The 17,488-nt window shown below is 65.9% G+C and carries 17 protein-coding genes and 2 pseudogenes; all 19 read right to left on the bottom strand.

Annotation, left to right across the window (positions count from 1 at the left end; translation table 11 throughout):
• Nucleotide 1: 1 nt before the first annotated feature.
• Nucleotides 2–649 carry a hypothetical protein gene (locus CXK91_RS06270; protein WP_064481759.1) on the bottom strand — a complete coding sequence of 216 codons (648 nt, stop codon included), beginning with the start codon at nucleotides 647–649 and terminating at the stop codon, nucleotides 2–4.
• Complete coding sequence (locus tag CXK91_RS06265; RefSeq protein WP_064481758.1) at nucleotides 646–1,215, bottom strand: PilL N-terminal domain-containing protein; 570 nt, start codon at nucleotides 1,213–1,215, stop codon at nucleotides 646–648. Before CXK91_RS06265 ends, CXK91_RS06270 begins: the two co-directional genes overlap by 4 nt.
• A gap of 137 nt (nucleotides 1,216–1,352) precedes the next feature.
• Nucleotides 1,353–2,556: pseudogene (locus tag CXK91_RS06260) on the bottom strand (ISL3 family transposase).
• 171 nt (nucleotides 2,557–2,727) lie between these two features.
• Nucleotides 2,728–5,001, bottom strand: a complete 2,274-nt coding sequence (locus tag CXK91_RS06255) for a helicase-related protein (RefSeq protein ID WP_064481757.1) — start codon at nucleotides 4,999–5,001, stop codon at nucleotides 2,728–2,730.
• Between the two features lie 110 nt (nucleotides 5,002–5,111).
• A pseudogene (locus CXK91_RS06250) lies at nucleotides 5,112–5,416 on the bottom strand (hypothetical protein).
• Between the two features lie 101 nt (nucleotides 5,417–5,517).
• Nucleotides 5,518–6,627, bottom strand: a complete 1,110-nt coding sequence (locus CXK91_RS06245) for a DUF6094 domain-containing protein (protein WP_064481756.1) — start codon at nucleotides 6,625–6,627, stop codon at nucleotides 5,518–5,520.
• A 65-nt stretch (nucleotides 6,628–6,692) separates the two neighbouring features.
• Nucleotides 6,693–7,343: a hypothetical protein gene (locus CXK91_RS06240; RefSeq protein ID WP_003141029.1), complete on the bottom strand. Its 651-nt coding sequence runs from the start codon at nucleotides 7,341–7,343 to the stop codon at nucleotides 6,693–6,695.
• Between the two features lie 84 nt (nucleotides 7,344–7,427).
• Nucleotides 7,428–7,793: a hypothetical protein gene (locus CXK91_RS06235; RefSeq protein WP_037060734.1), complete on the bottom strand. Its 366-nt coding sequence runs from the start codon at nucleotides 7,791–7,793 to the stop codon at nucleotides 7,428–7,430.
• 89 nt (nucleotides 7,794–7,882) lie between these two features.
• Nucleotides 7,883–8,494: a DUF3275 family protein gene (locus CXK91_RS06230; protein ID WP_009401119.1), complete on the bottom strand. Its 612-nt coding sequence runs from the start codon at nucleotides 8,492–8,494 to the stop codon at nucleotides 7,883–7,885.
• 55 nt (nucleotides 8,495–8,549) lie between these two features.
• The gene (locus CXK91_RS06225) at nucleotides 8,550–9,101 is read right to left on the bottom strand and encodes an STY4534 family ICE replication protein (protein WP_009401121.1); all 552 of its coding nucleotides are present in this window, start codon (nucleotides 9,099–9,101) and stop codon (nucleotides 8,550–8,552) included.
• Between the two features lie 343 nt (nucleotides 9,102–9,444).
• Complete coding sequence (locus CXK91_RS06220; protein ID WP_009401122.1) at nucleotides 9,445–9,810, bottom strand: DUF3085 domain-containing protein; 366 nt, start codon at nucleotides 9,808–9,810, stop codon at nucleotides 9,445–9,447.
• Between the two features lie 65 nt (nucleotides 9,811–9,875).
• Nucleotides 9,876–10,673: a hypothetical protein gene (locus CXK91_RS06215; protein ID WP_009401123.1), complete on the bottom strand. Its 798-nt coding sequence runs from the start codon at nucleotides 10,671–10,673 to the stop codon at nucleotides 9,876–9,878.
• 289 nt (nucleotides 10,674–10,962) lie between these two features.
• Nucleotides 10,963–11,676: an ABC transporter substrate-binding protein gene (locus CXK91_RS06210; protein ID WP_103455379.1), complete on the bottom strand. Its 714-nt coding sequence runs from the start codon at nucleotides 11,674–11,676 to the stop codon at nucleotides 10,963–10,965.
• 250 nt (nucleotides 11,677–11,926) lie between these two features.
• Nucleotides 11,927–12,319: a hypothetical protein gene (locus CXK91_RS06200; RefSeq protein WP_103455377.1), complete on the bottom strand. Its 393-nt coding sequence runs from the start codon at nucleotides 12,317–12,319 to the stop codon at nucleotides 11,927–11,929.
• A gap of 25 nt (nucleotides 12,320–12,344) precedes the next feature.
• A complete protein-coding gene (locus CXK91_RS06195; RefSeq protein WP_013982118.1) occupies nucleotides 12,345–12,581 on the bottom strand; it encodes a hypothetical protein in 237 nt (78 codons plus the stop codon).
• 780 nt (nucleotides 12,582–13,361) lie between these two features.
• The gene (locus tag CXK91_RS06185; RefSeq protein ID WP_064481755.1) at nucleotides 13,362–15,383 is read right to left on the bottom strand and encodes a DNA topoisomerase III; all 2,022 of its coding nucleotides are present in this window, start codon (nucleotides 15,381–15,383) and stop codon (nucleotides 13,362–13,364) included.
• Nucleotides 15,384–15,677: 294 nt separating this feature from the next.
• Nucleotides 15,678–16,058 (bottom strand): single-stranded DNA-binding protein, encoded by a 381-nt coding sequence (locus CXK91_RS06180; protein WP_064481754.1) that lies wholly within the window; start codon nucleotides 16,056–16,058, stop codon nucleotides 15,678–15,680.
• Complete coding sequence (locus tag CXK91_RS06175) at nucleotides 16,055–16,603, bottom strand: DUF3158 family protein (protein WP_064481753.1); 549 nt, start codon at nucleotides 16,601–16,603, stop codon at nucleotides 16,055–16,057. The genes CXK91_RS06180 and CXK91_RS06175 overlap by 4 nt, the downstream gene beginning before the upstream one ends.
• Entirely contained in the window at nucleotides 16,600–17,388 is a 789-nt protein-coding gene (locus tag CXK91_RS06170) for a PFL_4669 family integrating conjugative element protein (RefSeq protein WP_064481752.1), read from the bottom strand. The genes CXK91_RS06175 and CXK91_RS06170 overlap by 4 nt, the downstream gene beginning before the upstream one ends.
• Nucleotides 17,389–17,488 lie beyond the last annotated feature (100 nt).

Below are 17,488 nucleotides of genomic sequence, written 5' to 3'. Positions count from 1 at the left end.
CCTACGGCACCGCGACGCGCTGCGTCTGGCCGTTCACCTGGAACACGCCCGCCTGCGCCTCGATGGACTGCAGTTGCCAGCCGCCCTCGGCATCGCCCTCGCGCAGCAGCCGGGCGCCCGCGAGCGAGACCGCGGCGGTGGAGGTGATCGACAGAAAGCGCTCGCCTCCACGCAGCTCCACGCCGAGCACCCGGAACGGCGGCTCCGGCACCTTGGGCTTCGTCGCAACCGGAGCGCGCGGGCGAGCGGCGGATGCCACCTGCCGGGACCTCTCCAGGCGGGTCTCGATTCCGTTCACGCGCGCCTGCAGCGTCTGCAGGTCGACGGCCAGGGCCCTCCTCTCATCGGCCTCTTCGAGGCGCGCCATCCGCTCGTCCAGCGCCTGCCGCGCGGTGGCGAATTCTGCCTGGCTGATCGGCACCGGCCGGCGCTTGTCCGCATCGGCCTGTCGTTCGAGATCGGCCACGCGCAGGCCCAGCGCGTTGACCTGCGCATCCTGTGCGCTGCTCTGGGTCTGTTCGGCGAGCCGCGACAGACCGACGCTGTTGATGAGTGCCACGGCACTGATGAGCAGCAGCCAGAAGGCCGCGGCGACCTTGAGCCAGCGCGTGCGGGAATTGCGCTCGGATGGCGCTTGGGGAAAGGTCATGGCTGCAGCTCCTCGGGCCGGTCGGCGTCCGGCACGGGCGTGGCGGTGCCGGGCGGGTTGGCGGAAAGGAAGGTGGAAGCACCGTGCTGGCTGAAGCAGACCTGGCGGGTCAAGTCATCGACCGACAGCTCCCAGGCGGGGCCGGCAAGGGTCAGCAAGGCATCGCGCAGCATCAGCGGGCCCAGGCGCAGGTGTGCGGCAGGCAGCGGCAGCGCGTAGAGCGTGGCGGCTTCGACCGCATCGCAGAGCCGGTAGCCCGAGCGCAGGAGCACATGGCGCATGGCATCGCCCACGCTGGCATCGAGCATGGGCGGAATCGAGACCTCTACCGCCTGCTGCAAGAGATCACGCTGCGCAGGTTCCGGCACCAGCTCGACCAGGGTGTAGCGGCCGTAGCGGGCCACCGGAACGAAACCCGGCTCCGGCGCGACGGCGGTTGGCGATGCGGCCGGCACCGCTGGCGCAGACGACGCGGCGGTCGTGGCGCAGCCGGCGGCCAACAGGCTGCCGGCCAGCAAGCCAGCGGCGAGGGCCAGGCGGTGAACAGCGCGGATGGATGGTTGCATGGAGGGCGCTTCCCTGGAACACGGAGCGCTCACCATCGCCGCCGCTTGGCCTGTGGGCAGCAAACAAAACGCACTGACGCCCGCCCGAATACATGGCTGGGCAGCGCCATGGACTGTCATACGCCCAAGAAAAAGGTTCATCGCGCTTTCCCGGGGAAGGCAGCCTTGATTTTCAGAAAGAAGTATTCCGAGTCCCGGAAACCATAGGCCATGCGCTTGATCACCTTGATGCGGTTGTTAACCCCCTCAAGTATGCTGGTATGCATGTGGAAGTGGGCACTGGCAAGGATGCCTCGGGCGTATTTGCGCAGGTTGCGAGCAAAGCGTTGCAGTGGCGCGAGGCCGCTCTCGCGAGCATGCCGCAGCCAGGTTCGCCAGCGCCGCCAACCCTCTCGTACGCTGGGGGCGTACCAGACATCCTTCAGCGCATCCTTGAGCACATAGACCGTAGCCAGCGGCTGGTTGGCAGCGAGCAGTTCCTGTAACTGCACGGCCTGTCCGGCCTTCAGGTTGTCGCGATTGCGCAGCAGCAGCCAACGACTCTGCTTGACCGCCTTTCGTGCCAGCTTGTCTTCGCGCAGAAGGTTGGCCTGGTCGACCCGGATACGGTCGATCACATCCCGCCCGTAGCGCGCGACGACGTGAAACGAGTCGTACACCACTTCGGCCTGCGGGCAATGCTTTTTCACCTCCAGGTCAAAAGCCGTGTTCATGTCCATAGCCACCGCCCCGATCTGTTGGCAATGCTCGCCGAGCAATTCAAAGAACGGGCGGATCGATTCACGGCTGTTGCCGTGGCCGACCCACAGCACCCGTGTTCGCTCGGCATCCATGATGACCGTGGCATAGCGATGCCCCTTGTGCAGGGCGAACTCGTCCATCACCAGGCGGCGGACACCATGTGAATCGAAGGTGCCTACCTCGGCTTGCAGGCGTCGTTTATCGAGCGTCTTGAGGGTGTGCCAGTGCAGGCCGGTGAGCTGGCTGACGTGGCTGATCGGCAGCAGCCGCAGCAAGCTTTCGAGCCAGACCCGTAACCGCTGGGTTAGGCGAGATGCAGGCTCCAGCCAGTCGATCCGCTCGGTCACCCGACCACAGTTCAGGCAATCGACTCGGCGCACTGGAAGTTGAAGCAGGACGCGCTGATCGAACAGATCACGATCACTCACCAGACGAATCCGGCGCTCGTGAATCAACGGGCTGAGCTGACCACAACGCCCGCATTTGGGCACTGAACCGGCTTGAGGCTCGAGTTCAATCCAGAAGGAAGTTGTTGGCGGATGGGCGGCAGGCAACGGCGTCATAGCCTGGCCAGAAAGCGGCAAGATCAATAGGATGCACGGCGACAGCAGGGACAGGTGAAGGGTGTGTTTGGCGACTGCCAATTTACCTGCTTCCCTGACTGTCAACTCGCTCTTCCCCCAGAGTCTGCGAAGAACCAAGAAAAACGGCCCCGAAGGGCCGTGGAAAGAAGCCGGCGACCCCGAGGGGCCACCGGCATGGGCGCATGGATCAGACCGTGACAAGCTGCCGGGCCAGTGCGACCTCGACGGAATCACCATCCTGGTTCAGAACATCCAGGCCCGACTCGGGTACGTCTCCCGACGTGCTTTGCGACACCATGATCTTCCGGGCCATCAACCCCAGGCAGGTCATCTGCGAGGAGTTGGCGTAGCCGAGGTAGATCACGCGCACCGGCTGCTTCTGGCCGATGCGCCAGGAGCGCCGGGCGGCCTGCTGCAACGAATACACGTTGTAGCCGGACTGGAGGAACACGATGGTCGGGAACTCCAGCAGGTCCAGGCCGGTTTTCACCAGCTCGGGATTGGTGATGAGCACGTCGATGCCACGGTCCAACTGCTCGGCGATCCAGTCTTCCCGGCGGGAGGCATCCACGCTCGCGCGCAGTACCGCCACCTTGAAGCCCTCCTGCTCCAGCAGCACCTTCAGGCGCGATGCGGTGTCGCGCGTGCCGGTGTAGACCGAATAGACCAGGGTCTTGCGACCTTCTGCCTTCTCCTGCTTGCAGATCTCGATCAGCTCGCGTTCCTTGGGCATCACCTCCAGCTCGTTGAACTGAGCCGGCACGAACGCCAAGGTGTTGCGCGTGCGCGGATGCACCACCGTTTCCGACCGGAAGCAGCAGTCCGGCCAGGCCAGCAGCACGTTGAGGACCACACCGAGCAGCGTCGTGTCGCGCTTCGCCAGGGCCTGCTTCAGCTCCTGGGTCAGCCGATCCGCCAGATCGCGGTAGGCCGCGGCTTGCGCCGTGTCCATCGCGACTTCGCGGAACTCCTCGTCGTAGGGCGGCAACACGTTGCCACCGATGTCCTTCAACTTGAGGAAGACCGTGAACGGCAGGACGCAACGCAGCACACCCTTGGGACCGAAGCCCGGCGCCTTGACCGTGCGCACCGATACCTTGGTGCCCTTGGCCGTCTTGTGCGCCGTGCCCGTGCTCTCGGAATAGATATCCTTGAGCACGCCGTGATCGCGCATGAACGCCATCGCGGCCGAGGTCATGCTGCCGTTCTTCGTCGGCCGGTAGCCGTCTTCGATCATCCGCCCTGGCAGGGCTCGGAACAGCAGGTGGAACAGGTCGTCGCCGTAGCCGCCCATCAGTGTGCCGGTGAGCAGCAGCGTCTTGCGCGCCTTGGCCGCCAACACCCCCATTGCCTGGCCCTGAGCGGAGCCGCCGTTCTTGTACTCGTGCGCCTCGTCGGCGATGAGCAGGTCGAACGTGCCTTGGGGAAGCTGCCTCTTGATGAACTCGGACGGCTGGTAGCCGCCCTCGCCGAAGCCGAACTCCATGTTGGCCATCGCGCGTTCCATCCGGTGGGCTTGCCGATCCGAGAAGACCAACTCGCCGCGGTCGTCCATCAGGTTGATGAACTCGTGGACGTTGTCCCCGAGCATCGACGCGAGGAAGGCGTCACCGAACTTCTGCATCAGCTTCTGCGCGGTGACTTCCCCGATGGTTGGAATACGCTTCAGTGCCTTGAGCACGGTCGAGGACTGGTCGCTGGCGGACAGGCCTCTGGGACGGATCAAGGACCACAGCGGTGCACGGCAGTGGCTGCACTTGCGGCGGGACTCTTCGGCTTCGAGTTCGACCGGGTTGATCGGCTCGCCGTCGAGATCGGTGATGACATGCCCGCAATCCGGGCAGGCCCCCACGTCGCCGTGAGGCGTGCGCCGTCGAACGAAGACAGGTTTCCAGTGGAACCCCATCCGCATCCGCACTCGGCCCAGGACGAAGAACTCCTGGCCCTGCGCCGGCACGTCCAATTGCTCGCGCAGTTTCAGCAGCTTGACCAGCGTGTCCGGGCCGTTGAGCACCCAGACCTTGGCACCGGCCACCGTCTCCTGGATCTCGCGCCGCCACTTGTAGACCAGGTGGGGTGGCGAGAGCACCAGGGTACGGCGGTAGCCTTCGGCGTTGAGCACGGCGGCAGTGGCAATACCCACTGTCGTCTTGCCGCAGCCCATCTCGCCATTGACGATCGCGGCACGTTCGCCGCGATCGACCAACAGCTCGGTGACGGCGTGGACCACATCGGCTTGCGCCGGGAACAGCTTGCGCTTCAGCGCGGCGAGGATCAGTTGCCGATGCACCCGCACCTGGCCGGTGTAGACCGGAGGATTGGCGCGGTTGAGCGAATCGAGCAGTTCGTCGCCGAACTCCGATACGAAGTCCTGCAGGCTGAGCGTGAGGGGTGAAGCGGCCGCTTCGAGCAGGTCGCCCTGCGCAGCGGTTTCGGGAACGGTTTCGAGATCGAGGGACATGGTGATGCTCCAAGGAGATGGGGCATGCACCTCCCCCACGGGGCGGTGACATGCCCCTGGGGGGGAAGAAAGATGCGGCAAAGAAACGTGTAGGTGCCGCTGGATGCGGATCAGTATTCGCTGGGCAACAGCAGCGTGGTGACGCTGCGATCCCATTCGGTGATGATCCAAAGCTTCAGGTCGCGCGTGACCTGGTAGGACGAAAACAGACGATCCTCACCGGATTGCAGCGCAGCGTCGTTCAATCGCCGATCGTCGTCGCTCAGGTCGCCCCAGTCGCCATGAAGATGGCGGCGCAGGTACGGCGTGGGGTTGAGCCGGCCCTGTCGGACCAGCTCGTCGACGCCGGCGTCATGACCACCTGCCCGGGCGAAAAGCGTGCTTGTGACGCGAGGTTGAGGATTGCGAGTGCCATGGTGGTTTCTCCTTCTGGAAGAAGGGGCCACGGCACCCCATCGGGGCAACGTGACCCCGGTGGGTGGATGAAAGCGACGGCGAACCGTCAGGGAACAGGGATCAGCGGATGGTCAGCACTTCGCCCCACGTGGGCGAGCCCAGCGTCAAGTCCCATGCACGAATGACCGGCACGAACTTGTCGGTGAGGATGCGCGTCTCGGCCACGGAGCCATCGTCGCGTTCGGTGTATTCCGTCTGGAGGGTCTTCTCCTTGTGGGTATCACCTTTGACGACGAGCACGCGCCCGCTCTTGGACTTCACTACGCCGGAGATCGCGCCTGCGGCCAAAGCCAGGGCGAGATGCCAGTGCGACAAGGCCCGCGCGGGCGGACGCAGCGATTGCTGCGCGGCGCCCAGGTGCATATCGAGCGCCGGCCAGGGTCCTTGTAGCCGGCCGACTTCATCGGCGAACTGCTCGGGCTCCATCGTCACGCGATAGAAGTGCTCCGGCTCGGCCGGGCTGGCAGGGACGGTGTACGGCAGGAACGGCCATTCGAGCGGCAGTTCCTCGGCTTCGGCGTCACCCTGTCCGATCTGCAGCAGCAGACCGCGCACGGCCTTGACCGACTCCGATGCCTGGTCGCGTTGACGAATCCTGCGACCGAAGATCACCACCTGCTTGAACTGCGTCTCCACCGCACGGTAGATACGCAGGTCGGCGAAGTGGCGCGTCAGCCATCCGACCAGCTCGGCGTCGAGCACGTAGGACGGCACGATGAAGATCAACACGCCGCCGTACTGCATCAGCGGCAGCGCACGCTGATAGAAAAGCTTTTCCAGCCGCGCACGGCCCTGGCCCTGATAGCCGATGTTGCCGTTCACGTCCTTGCTCAGGTCGCCATACGGCGGGTTCAGCCACAGCAACCCGAAGGACTGGCGCGAGATCAGCGTGTCCATCAGGTCACCGTGGATGCAGCGATCGACCAGTTGCCGTGCGTGGCGGGCACGCTCGGCGTCGTACTCGACGGCGAAGGCCTGGACCTGCTCGCGCCCGAGGGCGTGGGCGGCTTCGGCGATCGCCACGCCTTCGCCGGCGCAGGGATCAAGGATGGACATGGCGCCGGGAGACGGCGCCAGCGCGGACAAGGCCCGCTCCAGGGTCGGCTCGTCGGTGGGGAAGTAGCCGTTACGAATGAAATTGCGCGCCAGGCGCGGAAACATGAGTGCCATGGATTTCTCCTGGTGATGGATGAGGGAAGGCGGGCACGCGCGGCGCGCATGCCCGTGGGGATGGCTCACGCCACACGCCGAAGCGGTGCGTTCGCGGCCAGTTCGTACTGCGTGGCGCCGAGGGTGCCGTTGCGGATCAGCTCGCCCAACGCCTTCGTCAGCGCCGGGACATCGAGGGCCAGCCGATGGCCTTCCAGCGGCCCGAGGGCCAAGGGAAGACCGGTCAGCATCCGCCGTGTCTGCAACAGCTCCAGCACGGTGTCGCGCCAGTGGTCGAGCAGTGGCAGCGGGCAGGTGTCCTGCACCAGCGTCCACAGCCGGTCGAGCCGGTGAGCAGAATCCCTGGGCAGAAGCGCCAGCGCGCTGGCGTTGGCCTTGTCTGGCTTCACGCAGCGACGGTCGAACAGCCACACATTCGTCAGCGAACCGAACAGCGTTCGCCGATAGGCACGGGTGATGCGCTTTTCCAGGTTCTCGACGTTGCCGACGAAGACCGGGATGGATGCGCCCTGCTCGGTGATGACGTGGAACTGATCCAGTCCCTGCTCATCCCGGCCGAGGGTCAGGCGGGCGAGGAACTCCTGAACGGCGGTGTCGCGCGCCCAGATCGAGAGAAAGACGAGATTGCCTTGCTCGTCACCGACGCAACCGTCGGCCATGAGGTCGGGGCATTCGTCGATGCGATACAGCGGCTTCGCCGAAGAAGGTGCAGGCATGGTGATGTCCTCTTGGAAATGAAAGAGCAACCACAGCCCGCGGGGCCATGCTCGCCCCGGTTGGGTGAAGGAAGATGTGTGCCGCTAGACGGCGCGTCCCGCGTGGAAGCGGTGAACCCGCTCGCGCCACTCGGAGCTTTGCACCGGCGCCATGTCGAGATAGCGCAGCGGGCACGAGTAGTAGTACGGATGCACGGACTCATCGAGGGATGAGTAGCCCCAATCGCCGCCCGAGCTTTCCAGCAGATGGCAGCCGATGTAGCAGACGGACTCACCGGCCGCGAGGCCCATGACGCCCGCCTGCCTGGCGGTGACGCGAACCACGGTCCACAGGACGTCGCCGTCCAGCGTGTGGTCGATGACTTCGCAGCAAGCGCGTTCGGACGCCTGCGGAGCGATCAGCTCGCGGATCAACTGATCGCGCGTCTGACGAACGAAGGTCCAGCCCATGAAGGTCTCCTTGAAGAAGAGGCCGGAGCCCTCCTCGTCGGGGGAGAACCCCGGCGGGTGGCGGAATGCCGCGCAAGGCGGCGGATGCATCAGGCAGCTTTGAGGTGCCAGTCCTGGGACAACGGAGCGAACTCGTAGCCCAGCTTGTCGAGACGGTCGCGCTGCTGACGCAGCACACGACGATCCACGGTCGCATCGAGCTTCACGGTCTCGCACAGGGGCCACAAGGCACCGAACAGCGCCGCGTCGTCTGCCTCGGCCGAGGCCGCAGCGGACACGGGAGCCGGTTCGCTGCCGAACGGCGTGGTATCGACCAGGGGATCGCGCGGACTGCGCGGCTTCGCCTTCGGCTTGGCCGGGGGCGTTGCCGGCACGGGCGCCTGCGCTTCCTCGTCGATCGGATCGACTTCCTGCGGACTCAGCCGGCGGGCTTCGTCGCGGCTCAGGGCGTCGATGTTGGACAGCGTCATCCCGCCCAGATGGGCGCGGATCTCGATGACCATGCGGCCGTTGGCGTTGTACGTGGAGGGGCGAATCTCGACGATGACGAAATCACCGTCGTACTTGCCCTCGCGGTACTGATCGAGTTCGGCGTTTTTCACGACGAACTCGCCGATCGAGGTCGCCAGGCGGCCGACGTTGAAGTCGCCGTTCCTGCCGTGGATGGTCTTGATGGCCAGTTGGCCGGGGATGGTGATCATGAAGGTCTCCTGCTGACGAAGAGAAGACAAGGCCCCAGTGATGGGGCCTTGCGGATCAGAACGACTCGGCAACGGCCAATGCGGGGGCATCGGCTGCGTCGTCGGCAGCATCGGCGACGGGCTCGGAAGGCTCCGGTGCCGAGGCTTGCTGCGCAGCGGGCGCGTCGGACCTCACAGGGACTTCCGGCTCCCGCTCGTCTGTCTCGGTCGGCTTGGGTTCGGCTTTGTAGACGAGCTTGCCGTCGACCTTGATCCAACTGACGAACAGCAGCCGGGCCTTGAGGCTCACCCCCTGTTCGCCGGCACGCTTGCCCTTGGAGTAGGTGAAGGTGTCGGTCCACAGGTCGCCCAGGCGGAAGCCGATCATCACCTTCTTCTCGGCGTCGACCGCCTGAATGCAGCGGCGCACCAGGTGCTGCGCTTCCGATCCCGATACGCGCGTGTCGAAACGCACATACGAGACGTCGTCGCTGGGACCGTTCAAGGCTGCGATGTCGCAGGCCAGGAACGCATCGCCTTTCTTGGGCTTCACTTCGCGGATGCGATTGAGGTACCCGAGGCCGGCGATGTGCAGATCGAAGTAGGTTTTTTCGTTGGAAGTGGTCATGGTGAATCTCCTGGGAACAATGAGGCGGAGACACACCCGACCCAAGGCGGGGAAGGTGTGGAACCCCCGCGTGGGTTGATGGACAGCTTGGTGGCATCGCCATCGAAAACCGATGGCCGTTCGCGCATGGATGCCGGTGCGAACTGGAGTGATCAACGCGGTCGGAACCGCATCGCAGCCTTGAAGATCGTGGCTGCCTGGGCATGTCGCTGACGGACGTCAGCGGAACATGGCCGGAAGCGTGGCGCCAGGACGGCGCGCAGGCGAGCGGCAATCGGCACTCACGGCTGTCCGCATTGCCGGGAAGAAAGAGGCCCCCGGAGCGGGGGCCAGGGATGGGCGGTCAGTTACCGCTGGGCGTGGGAGGAACCGCCTGCAGCGACAGGTGTGTCGCGGTGGCGGACACGTCGAGGTCGTCCTCGCTGCGCAGGATGCGCGCAAACACGCCCTCCTGCGGATCGAAGAACTCGCCGAAGTCGTCGCCGCCGAACTCGGCACGCGCCAGTTCCCACCAGTCGTCGAAGGCACCGACATCCGGGTTGCAGCCGGCGGCATAGGCGATGGTCTTCTGGCGACCATCGGGTCGACGCTCGCCGCGCTCGGCCAGGAAGTGCACGCCGTGATCCTTGGCCAGGACGACGCGGCACTGATTCGCAACCGCTTCGGCGAGCACGGGCCGCAGCTCCGTGCCTTTGAATCGAACAGTCATGGGTGTGACTCCAGGGAGGCAGGAAGAGAGGCTTCCCGCCGCGAAGGCGGGAAGCTGCTGGGAGGTCAGTGCCGGACAGCCTTGCGACCCGACAGGTACTGCACGCGGATGCGCCTCCAGCTCCCGTCGTCGATCAGCCGTTCCAGCGTCTCGCCGAGGGTGTCGAAGAACACCTCATCGACCCGTTCGACCAGCTCGCCGTCGCGGCGCAGCTCAACCGCGTAGAGGTCGAGGCCACGCTCATACAGCACGGTGACGCGACCCTGGAACTTCGTCGTGTCGACGGTGAAGCCGATGGCCGGTGGCGTGCGGATGATGTCGGTGGGCAGCGGATCGACCCAGGTGATGTCCCGCGCACCGGCATCCACCAGCATGTGGGTGATACGCCGGAAACCGTCGGGAGCGGGCAACTGCTCCAGTTGGTCGATCAGTTCCCGCAACTCGGGGCAGCGGGGCTCGGGAATCGGCAGCTTCGCCGGTGCGGACCCGAGCACCAACCGCTTCACCGTGTAGGGCTGGCCGTCGGCGGTGAACTCGGTCTGCTCCTCGGGCGTGTCCGCCCGCTGACCGTCGAAGCGGCGTCTGACATAGGGTTCGACCTGCACCTTGGCGCCCTCGTCGGGCACCTCGGTCACGAGCGTGCGATCGAGCACCGCGAACTCGGCCCGTCCCGTCTTGACGACGATGGCCTCGTCGGTGGTGGCGATGACCTTGCCCTCGAAAGGCTTCGGGTCGATGTGAAAGCCCAGCGTCGAAACCTTGGGCTGGCCGTCGAAGATGTTGAACTTGAACGAACGGACGTTGGAAGGCACATGACCGACAACGAGCGTCGGCATCTGTGCGCGAATGGCTTGGGTATCCATGGGGAGACTCCTTGTGGCAACCAAGGGACTCCCGCCCGCAAGGGAGGTCTGTCCCTTGAGGGTGAAGTGGATGAACGCGGGTGCGCCCGGAGAACGAAGCAACCAGCACGGCGAACCGCGCCGCAGTCTTGAAGGTCTCGACTGCCTGGGCATGCTGCCGGCAACGCCAGCGAACATGCGGCCAGCGTGCGGCACATGGCGGCGGCCGTCCGTTGGGAATCGGCAATGCGCCGGCACCGCGTTCCGCGAAAAAGAAGAGCCCCGACGTGGGGCTCGAATGGGTTGCGGGTTACTCGTCGTAGAGCGTCAGCCCGTCCAGCACGGGCGCGTCGGCATCGAACACCAACATGCGAACGTCAGCGAGCGCAGCCAGGTGCACCACTTCCACGAAGGACTCCGGCACGCCCTTGGCCCGGTGCTCCTGCCGCAGCTCTTCGGCGGTGATGCCCTCGACATGCTGCAGGTTCGCATCCGTCCAGGGGGTGGCGATCAACTTCACGCCGATCGCGGGGCTGTACGGGATGCGGAAGGCGACGAACAGAAAACAGCTCGGCGTGGCGATGTCGGCCAGGTTGGCCAGATAGCGGCCGGCCTCCTCGGTGATGTGCGCCGAGCTGATTTCCCAGGCACGGCTGTAGAAGCCGGTCTCGAAGCGCAGGCGCCGCACCACCTCGCGCGCGGCCTCCTCGGAGTAGGTATCGGCGACGTGCAGCGGTTGGCCGGCTTCTTCGGCCATGACGGCGTAGACGAGGTTTCGGGCGATGCCATGGCTGGGGCACTGCGCGTCCAGCTCGGGCGGCACGTTCTGGCCCTCGGTGATCAGCGCGAAGTCGTCGCAGAAGATGCAGGCATGGCGCTCGACCTGGCTGTCCGGCAGGTGCGACTGCGAGACGTGCAGCGGCAGATAGCTCAGCGGGCAGTCGTCGTCGTAGGAAATGGCGAGCAGCCGCTGCACGGACAGGCCATCGTAGCCGCGGACGAAGGGGTTGTTGGAATGGGACATGGGATTTTTCCAGCAGAGGATGCCCGAGGCAATCCCCTGCCGGGGATTGAACCCCAGCGGGTGGATGAAGTGGCAGCCGGTCAGCCGGCCGCGGCGTCGGGCCACCTTGGTGGCGGGCGGCGCAGGTCAGTGGAAGATGCTGATTCGGGACATGGCCGCTCCTGCGAACGGAAGGAGGGACATGGCCCCGAACGGGGACGCATGTCCCTCGTGGGGTGGGATGAAATGACGGTGGGTTGCCAGGCGCGGTTCACCAGCCGTTGTAGTGCAACGTGAGGTCAGCGATGACCTGACGCCGTTCCAGATCGAGGCCGCCAAAGTCGGACAGCCCCTCGAAGCCGCAACTCTTGAGCATCGCGCCGCCCTCGCGGGAGTTGTAGAAGCTCACCATCGCGGACAGGAACATGCGTTGACCGCTGCTCAGCACGCCCAGGGCGTCGTTGAGCATCAGCATGTTGGGCCGCAGGTCCCACTTGGTGGTGGCATGCTGCAGACCTTCGCGTGTGCCGTCGCCGAACCACTCGTGGCCGGCGATCTGCGCGCCGCGCTTCCAGGCCTCGAAGAAGGCCTGCGGTGCAGCGTCGAAGTGCGCCTGTTCCAGCGCCATCTGATCGAGCACGTCTTCGGGTAAAGACAGATTCATGAGAGAACTCCTTGAAGGGTGGGAATTAGGGGTGAGCGCGCTGTGTCCAGGCATGGGTATCCAGGGCGCGCTGTGCTGCGAGGTGGTTCGGGAAATACTCGACGGACTCCCGCGATACCGGGCCCTCGTCGTCTTGCGTGCCGATGTAGTGGCCGGCCGCGCTGCGCAGCACCTGTAGCGGCAAACGCTTGCCGGTCCAGGCCAGCGCCAGCGCACCACTGCGCACTGCGGTTGCAGAGGAAGATGCAGAAGGTTCAGACATGCCGTGCTCCTTGGTGGGTCGAGGAGCACGCATCCCGTAGAGGATGGAGTTCCCCTCGGGTGGTTGAGAAAAGTGCATCGTCGCCAGGCCGGCGAGCGTCCGCGGTGGGCGATGCGAAGCGGACTGGATCGGTCGACGCGGCGAACCGCGTTGCAGTCTTGAAGACCGAGACTGCCAGGGCATGCCGCTGACGACTGTCAGCAACGCATGGCGTGAGGATGGGCGCGAAGCATGGCTGCCGTCGCAGGGAAAACCGAATCGCGGACGGCCCGCTTTAGGGCGGGCCCGCGTCACGGGACAAGGCAAGGACCAGGGCGCCGAAGGCCACGCGGGCCTTCGGCTGGAGAGGAAGGAAAACCACCTGTGGGCTGCGTCAGCGCGGGCCGTCGTCAAAGCCGTTCGCTGCGTCAGCAATCGCACCCGGCCCGTTTCGTGGCTGGGGCCGGAAACCTCTGGCGTGCATCCACACACAAAGGGAGCCCGTTGTTCCGCCGGCGGGCACCGGCACGGAATACCCTCGGCCCAAGGGGCCTCCTCACGGCTCGCGCGGCGGCAAGGCGTCAGGAAGCCCCTCATGACCGAGGCAAGGCACACCGATCAAGGGAATGGCGGCGGGCGCGATTCGTGGAGCAATGACCTTCTCGCCCCGTCGCCCGATGGTGGGCAGACGGGGCGCGCACACCGTTGCAGAAGGAGACGCGCGCTTTGGAGGTCCCGCGCGGTGCGGGACGTTTGCCTCGCCGCTAGTGAAGTGGCCGGCGCGGCAGGGGGAAGCGAGGATCAGGACGCCTTGGAGGCAGCGGGCCGCTTGCGCGGTGCGCTGCGCCGGCCCGTCGGGGACTCGATCGGCAACGTGCCCTTGCAGTCCGGGTAGCGCGAGCAGGACCAGAACGCGCCGCTCTTGCCCGTGCGCTGCTGCATCGGTGAGCCGCACTGCGGGCAGGCCGGCGCCGGCGGCAGCGGCAGCTTGAGCGAGAGCGTTGCGCCGCGGTACTGCTGCACGAGCTGGCCGACCCACACGGACTGCTTCTCGATGAAGGTGTCCAGCGCCATCTGGCCGGCCTCGATCATGTCGAGCGCCTGCTCCCACACCGCCGTGGTGCCAGGGTCGGCGATGGCCGAGGGCACCGCGTCGATGAGCGTGAATGCCGCGTCGGAAGCGCGGACGGCGCGGCCTTTCTTGACCAGGTAGCCGCGACCGATCAGACCGTTGATGATGTTGGCGCGTGTCGCCTCGGTGCCGATGCCGGTGGTATCTCGCAGCTTCTGTTTCAGGCGCGGGTCGGTCACGAACTTGGCGACGGTCTTCATGGCCTTGATCAGCTCGCCCTGCGTGTAGGGCTTGGGCGGCAGCGTCTTCAACGCCTTGAGATCCACCTTCCCGACCGGGCAGGACAGGCCCGCATGCAGGGCGGGCAGCACTTGGCTGCGCTGCGCTTCCTCGTCATCGGCAGCGTCCGGCTCCGGCGTCGCCAGTACCAGGCGCCAGCCGATCACGGCGATCTGCTTGCCCACCGCCACGAGCGACTGGCCGCCGCAAGCGAGCTGCGCTACCGTGCGGTCGAACTCATGGTGCGGGAGGAACTGCGCGAGGTAATGGGCGCGGATCAGCCGGTAGACGGCCAGTTCCTTCTCGTTCATGGCCGACAGGTTGGCGGGCTCCAGCGTCGGGATGATGCCGTGGTGAGCCGACACCTTGCCGTCGTTCCAGGCGCGCGAGCGCTGTTGGCGATCCAGGCGCTCGATCAGCGGCCGCAGGCTGGGGTCGGTCTTGACCAGGCTGTCGAGTACGGTCGGTACCTCGGCCCACATACTCTCGGGCAGGTAGCCCGAATCCGAGCGCGGATACGTTGTCGCCTTGTGCGTCTCGTACAGCGCCTGGGCAATGTCCAGCGTCTCCTGCACGTCGAGGCCCAACTGCTTGGAGCACACCTCCTGCAGCGTGCCCAGGTCGAACGGCAGCGGCGGTGCCTCGCGCACGCGCTCGGTGTCCACCGACACGACCTGCGCATCGCGTGCCGCGCGAATGCGATCCGCAGCCTGCTGCGCCACCGGCTGCTGAAGGCAGCGACCCGCTGCATCCGTGCTGCCTTCGGGCGGTATCCAGCTCGCGGTGAAGGATTGGCCGGCATGGGATAGCAGCACATCCACGGCCCAATACGGCATGGAGACGAATCGCGCGATCTCGCGATCACGATCCACGACCAACTTCAGCGTCGGCGTCTGCACGCGCCCCACCGACAGCACGCCCGTATAGCCGGCCTGACGCCCCAGCAGTGTGAACAAGCGGCTCAAGTTCATCCCGATCAGCCAGTCGGCGCGCGATCGGGCGAGTGCGGAGAAATACAGCGGCAGCGTCTCGGCGGACGGCTTGAGCGCACCCAGCGCTTTGCGGATCGACGCATCGTTGAGCGCCGACAGCCACAGGCGCTGAATCGGCCCGCGGTAGCCGCACAGGTCGATGATCTCGCGGGCGATCATCTCGCCCTCGCGGTCGGCGTCGGTCGCTATCACCAGCTCGCCCGCCTTGGCGACGAGCTGCTGCACGACCTTGAATTGCGCTGCGGTCGCCGCCTTGGGCTCGACACGCCAACGCTCAGGAAGAATGGGCAGTTGCTCGATGGCCCAGCGCTTGTACTGCTCGCCGTACCCTTCGGGCGGAACCGCCTCCACCAGATGACCGATGCACCAAGTCACGACGACACCCGCGCCGCTGTAGCAGCCGTTGCCGCGTTGGCTGGCGCCCAGCACACGGGCGATGTCCTTGCCCTGGGACGGCTTCTCGCACAGGAACACGCGCATGAAGCCTCCTTGGAAATGTGCGGTTCATCGGATGGGCGTCAGCTTGGCGGGGCCAGGAGATGCCGGCAGCAAGGAAATCGATTGATGCAGACACCGCTTTGTGATTGGCAGGCGGTTCGTTGCCGCAGCGGTGTGAATAGATCGTAGGAGCTGGCACAGCAAGAGGGTCGTTTCGGGAGGGCGGCTGGAACTCCGTGGACGACCTTAGAGCTATCCCCTGGGGATAGCTCGCTGGTGCATCGCGGGCGTATGACGGTTGCTACAGCCGCCCTCTGGGGAACGGCGATGGGCGAATTACTGTCCGCCGGCCGGCTTGGCGCTGAGCGCCACCGACTCGATGCGGTACGGCAGGATGCCCACGCGGCGGGCTTCGATCTTGAACGTGATGCGCTCGTTGTCGTCGGCGTCTTCCCACTCGTCCTTGACCGTGCGCCCTTCCACCAGCACACGCATACCCTTCTGGTACAGACCCGCCCAGCGTTCGGCGTCGCGGTGCCACAGCTCCACGGGCGCCCAATAGCCGCCGCGGTCTTCGTAGCCGTCCTTCGTCGGCACTGGATTGTCGAAGTAGACGTTCAGGCGCAGCAGCCGGCGCGGCTCGTCGTTGCCGTTCGGGAATTCGCGGTAGTCCGGCGCAGAACCGATGTTGCCCTCGCCGACGAAGTGCGTGCTCATGGTGACTCCTTGGTGGTGGGTGGAACGGCCGCGGTATGCCCGTGGACACGCCGCAGGTAAGCCGCTTCGGCCTGGGCGGCCTTGTTGGCGCATCCCAGTGCTTGGCGAGCGATGCTGTGGGTCAGACTGATCTGCATGTTCAGCACGATGCGCTGCAGTTCGATCGCGTACAGCTCGTCGATCAGCGAGGCCGGCGTCGCGGGGTTGGCCAGCAGGGCCTCCCACAACGCCACGCCCATGGAGGAACGGTCGAGGTTGCGCCAGCGCAGGAAGGTCGTCCCCGCGCCAGTGGCCTGCTGGGCCAGTTGCACGTCAAGCAGGCTGAACGGGTAGGCGCGCGCCTGGGGCAGCACGCGCCGCTGCGCCAGGCCAATCACGTCGTCGCGCAGCGCTGCGCACTGGCTGGCCCAGGTCTCCAGACTCCCCTTACCCTTAAAAGGCTGTAAAAGGCCTTTTAGGTAGCCTGCGTGTTCCAGCCGCTGGAAGTCCGCCTGTTCCAGCGCCACGAAGCGCGTGGAGTGACCGATGGGGGGCGATGCCGTCATGCGTCAGCACCCTCATTACCCGTCGCTGGATTGGCTGCGCCATCCGTGTGAGCCGGCGCATCGGGCTCGATGGCGGGCGCAGCAGGCGGTGTGCCGGGCTTGGTCGTCCGCCGCGCGATCGGTGGCGCGAAGCGCGAGCGGCGCGTGCCTTCCTGCACGTCCTGCGGCAACTCGCCGAACTTCTCCAGCGCCGCTCGCGCCGCCGCGTTCCTCGCCGCGAAGTCGTCGCGCGTCGTGCCCGAGTAGCGGTACTGCTGGGCGAGCGAGAACAGGCTGCGCAGCGCGTGCGCACCATCATTGAGCCAGCGCTCCAAGGTGCTGCGGTCGATCAGCGCCGTGTGGTGCGCCAGGATGAGTTTGCGTGCCACGTCGTCGTAGTCGGCCAGCAGATACACCGCCATGAAGCCGAGCTGGGCGTTCACGAACAGCGGCAGCTTCACCGGCTGCACGTTCATGTTCTCGCCCAGAGATAGCGCCGGGGGCACGTCGGCCAGGGCCTGGTCGACCTGTTCGCGCAGGGTCTGCAGGCGGTTCTTGGTGTCGGCGAGCTTGTCCTCGATCCGCAACATCCACCAATCCGAGTAGGGGTCGTCCTGCTCGGCGCCGCGCTTCATTTTGTTCATGGCGCCGATGAAGCCGTTGAGACCGATGATGCCTGGGCGCCCCTCGGTCGGCGCGCGGCCATGCCAGATGCGCGATGCGTGGTGCGTGTGCAGCGTCAGCGACATCGCGCTGCGAAGCGATCCGAGATTCAGTTGCAGGGGTTCTGTGCGTTCGTTGGCCATGGGAGCGACTCGCGGTGAAGGGGCGAGTCGCCAGCATCGACATCGGCCGGAAGGCCGTCAGTCAACAAACCGTAGCCCATGCGCGCCCGGTTTGTTCCGC

This window comes from Stutzerimonas stutzeri (assembly GCF_002909485.1).
In the GTDB taxonomy this organism is placed as follows: Bacteria; Pseudomonadota; Gammaproteobacteria; order Pseudomonadales; family Pseudomonadaceae; genus Stutzerimonas; species Stutzerimonas stutzeri_AH.
Note: the sequence above shows the minus strand (reverse complement) of the source record. Positions and strands in the feature narration are given on the sequence as shown.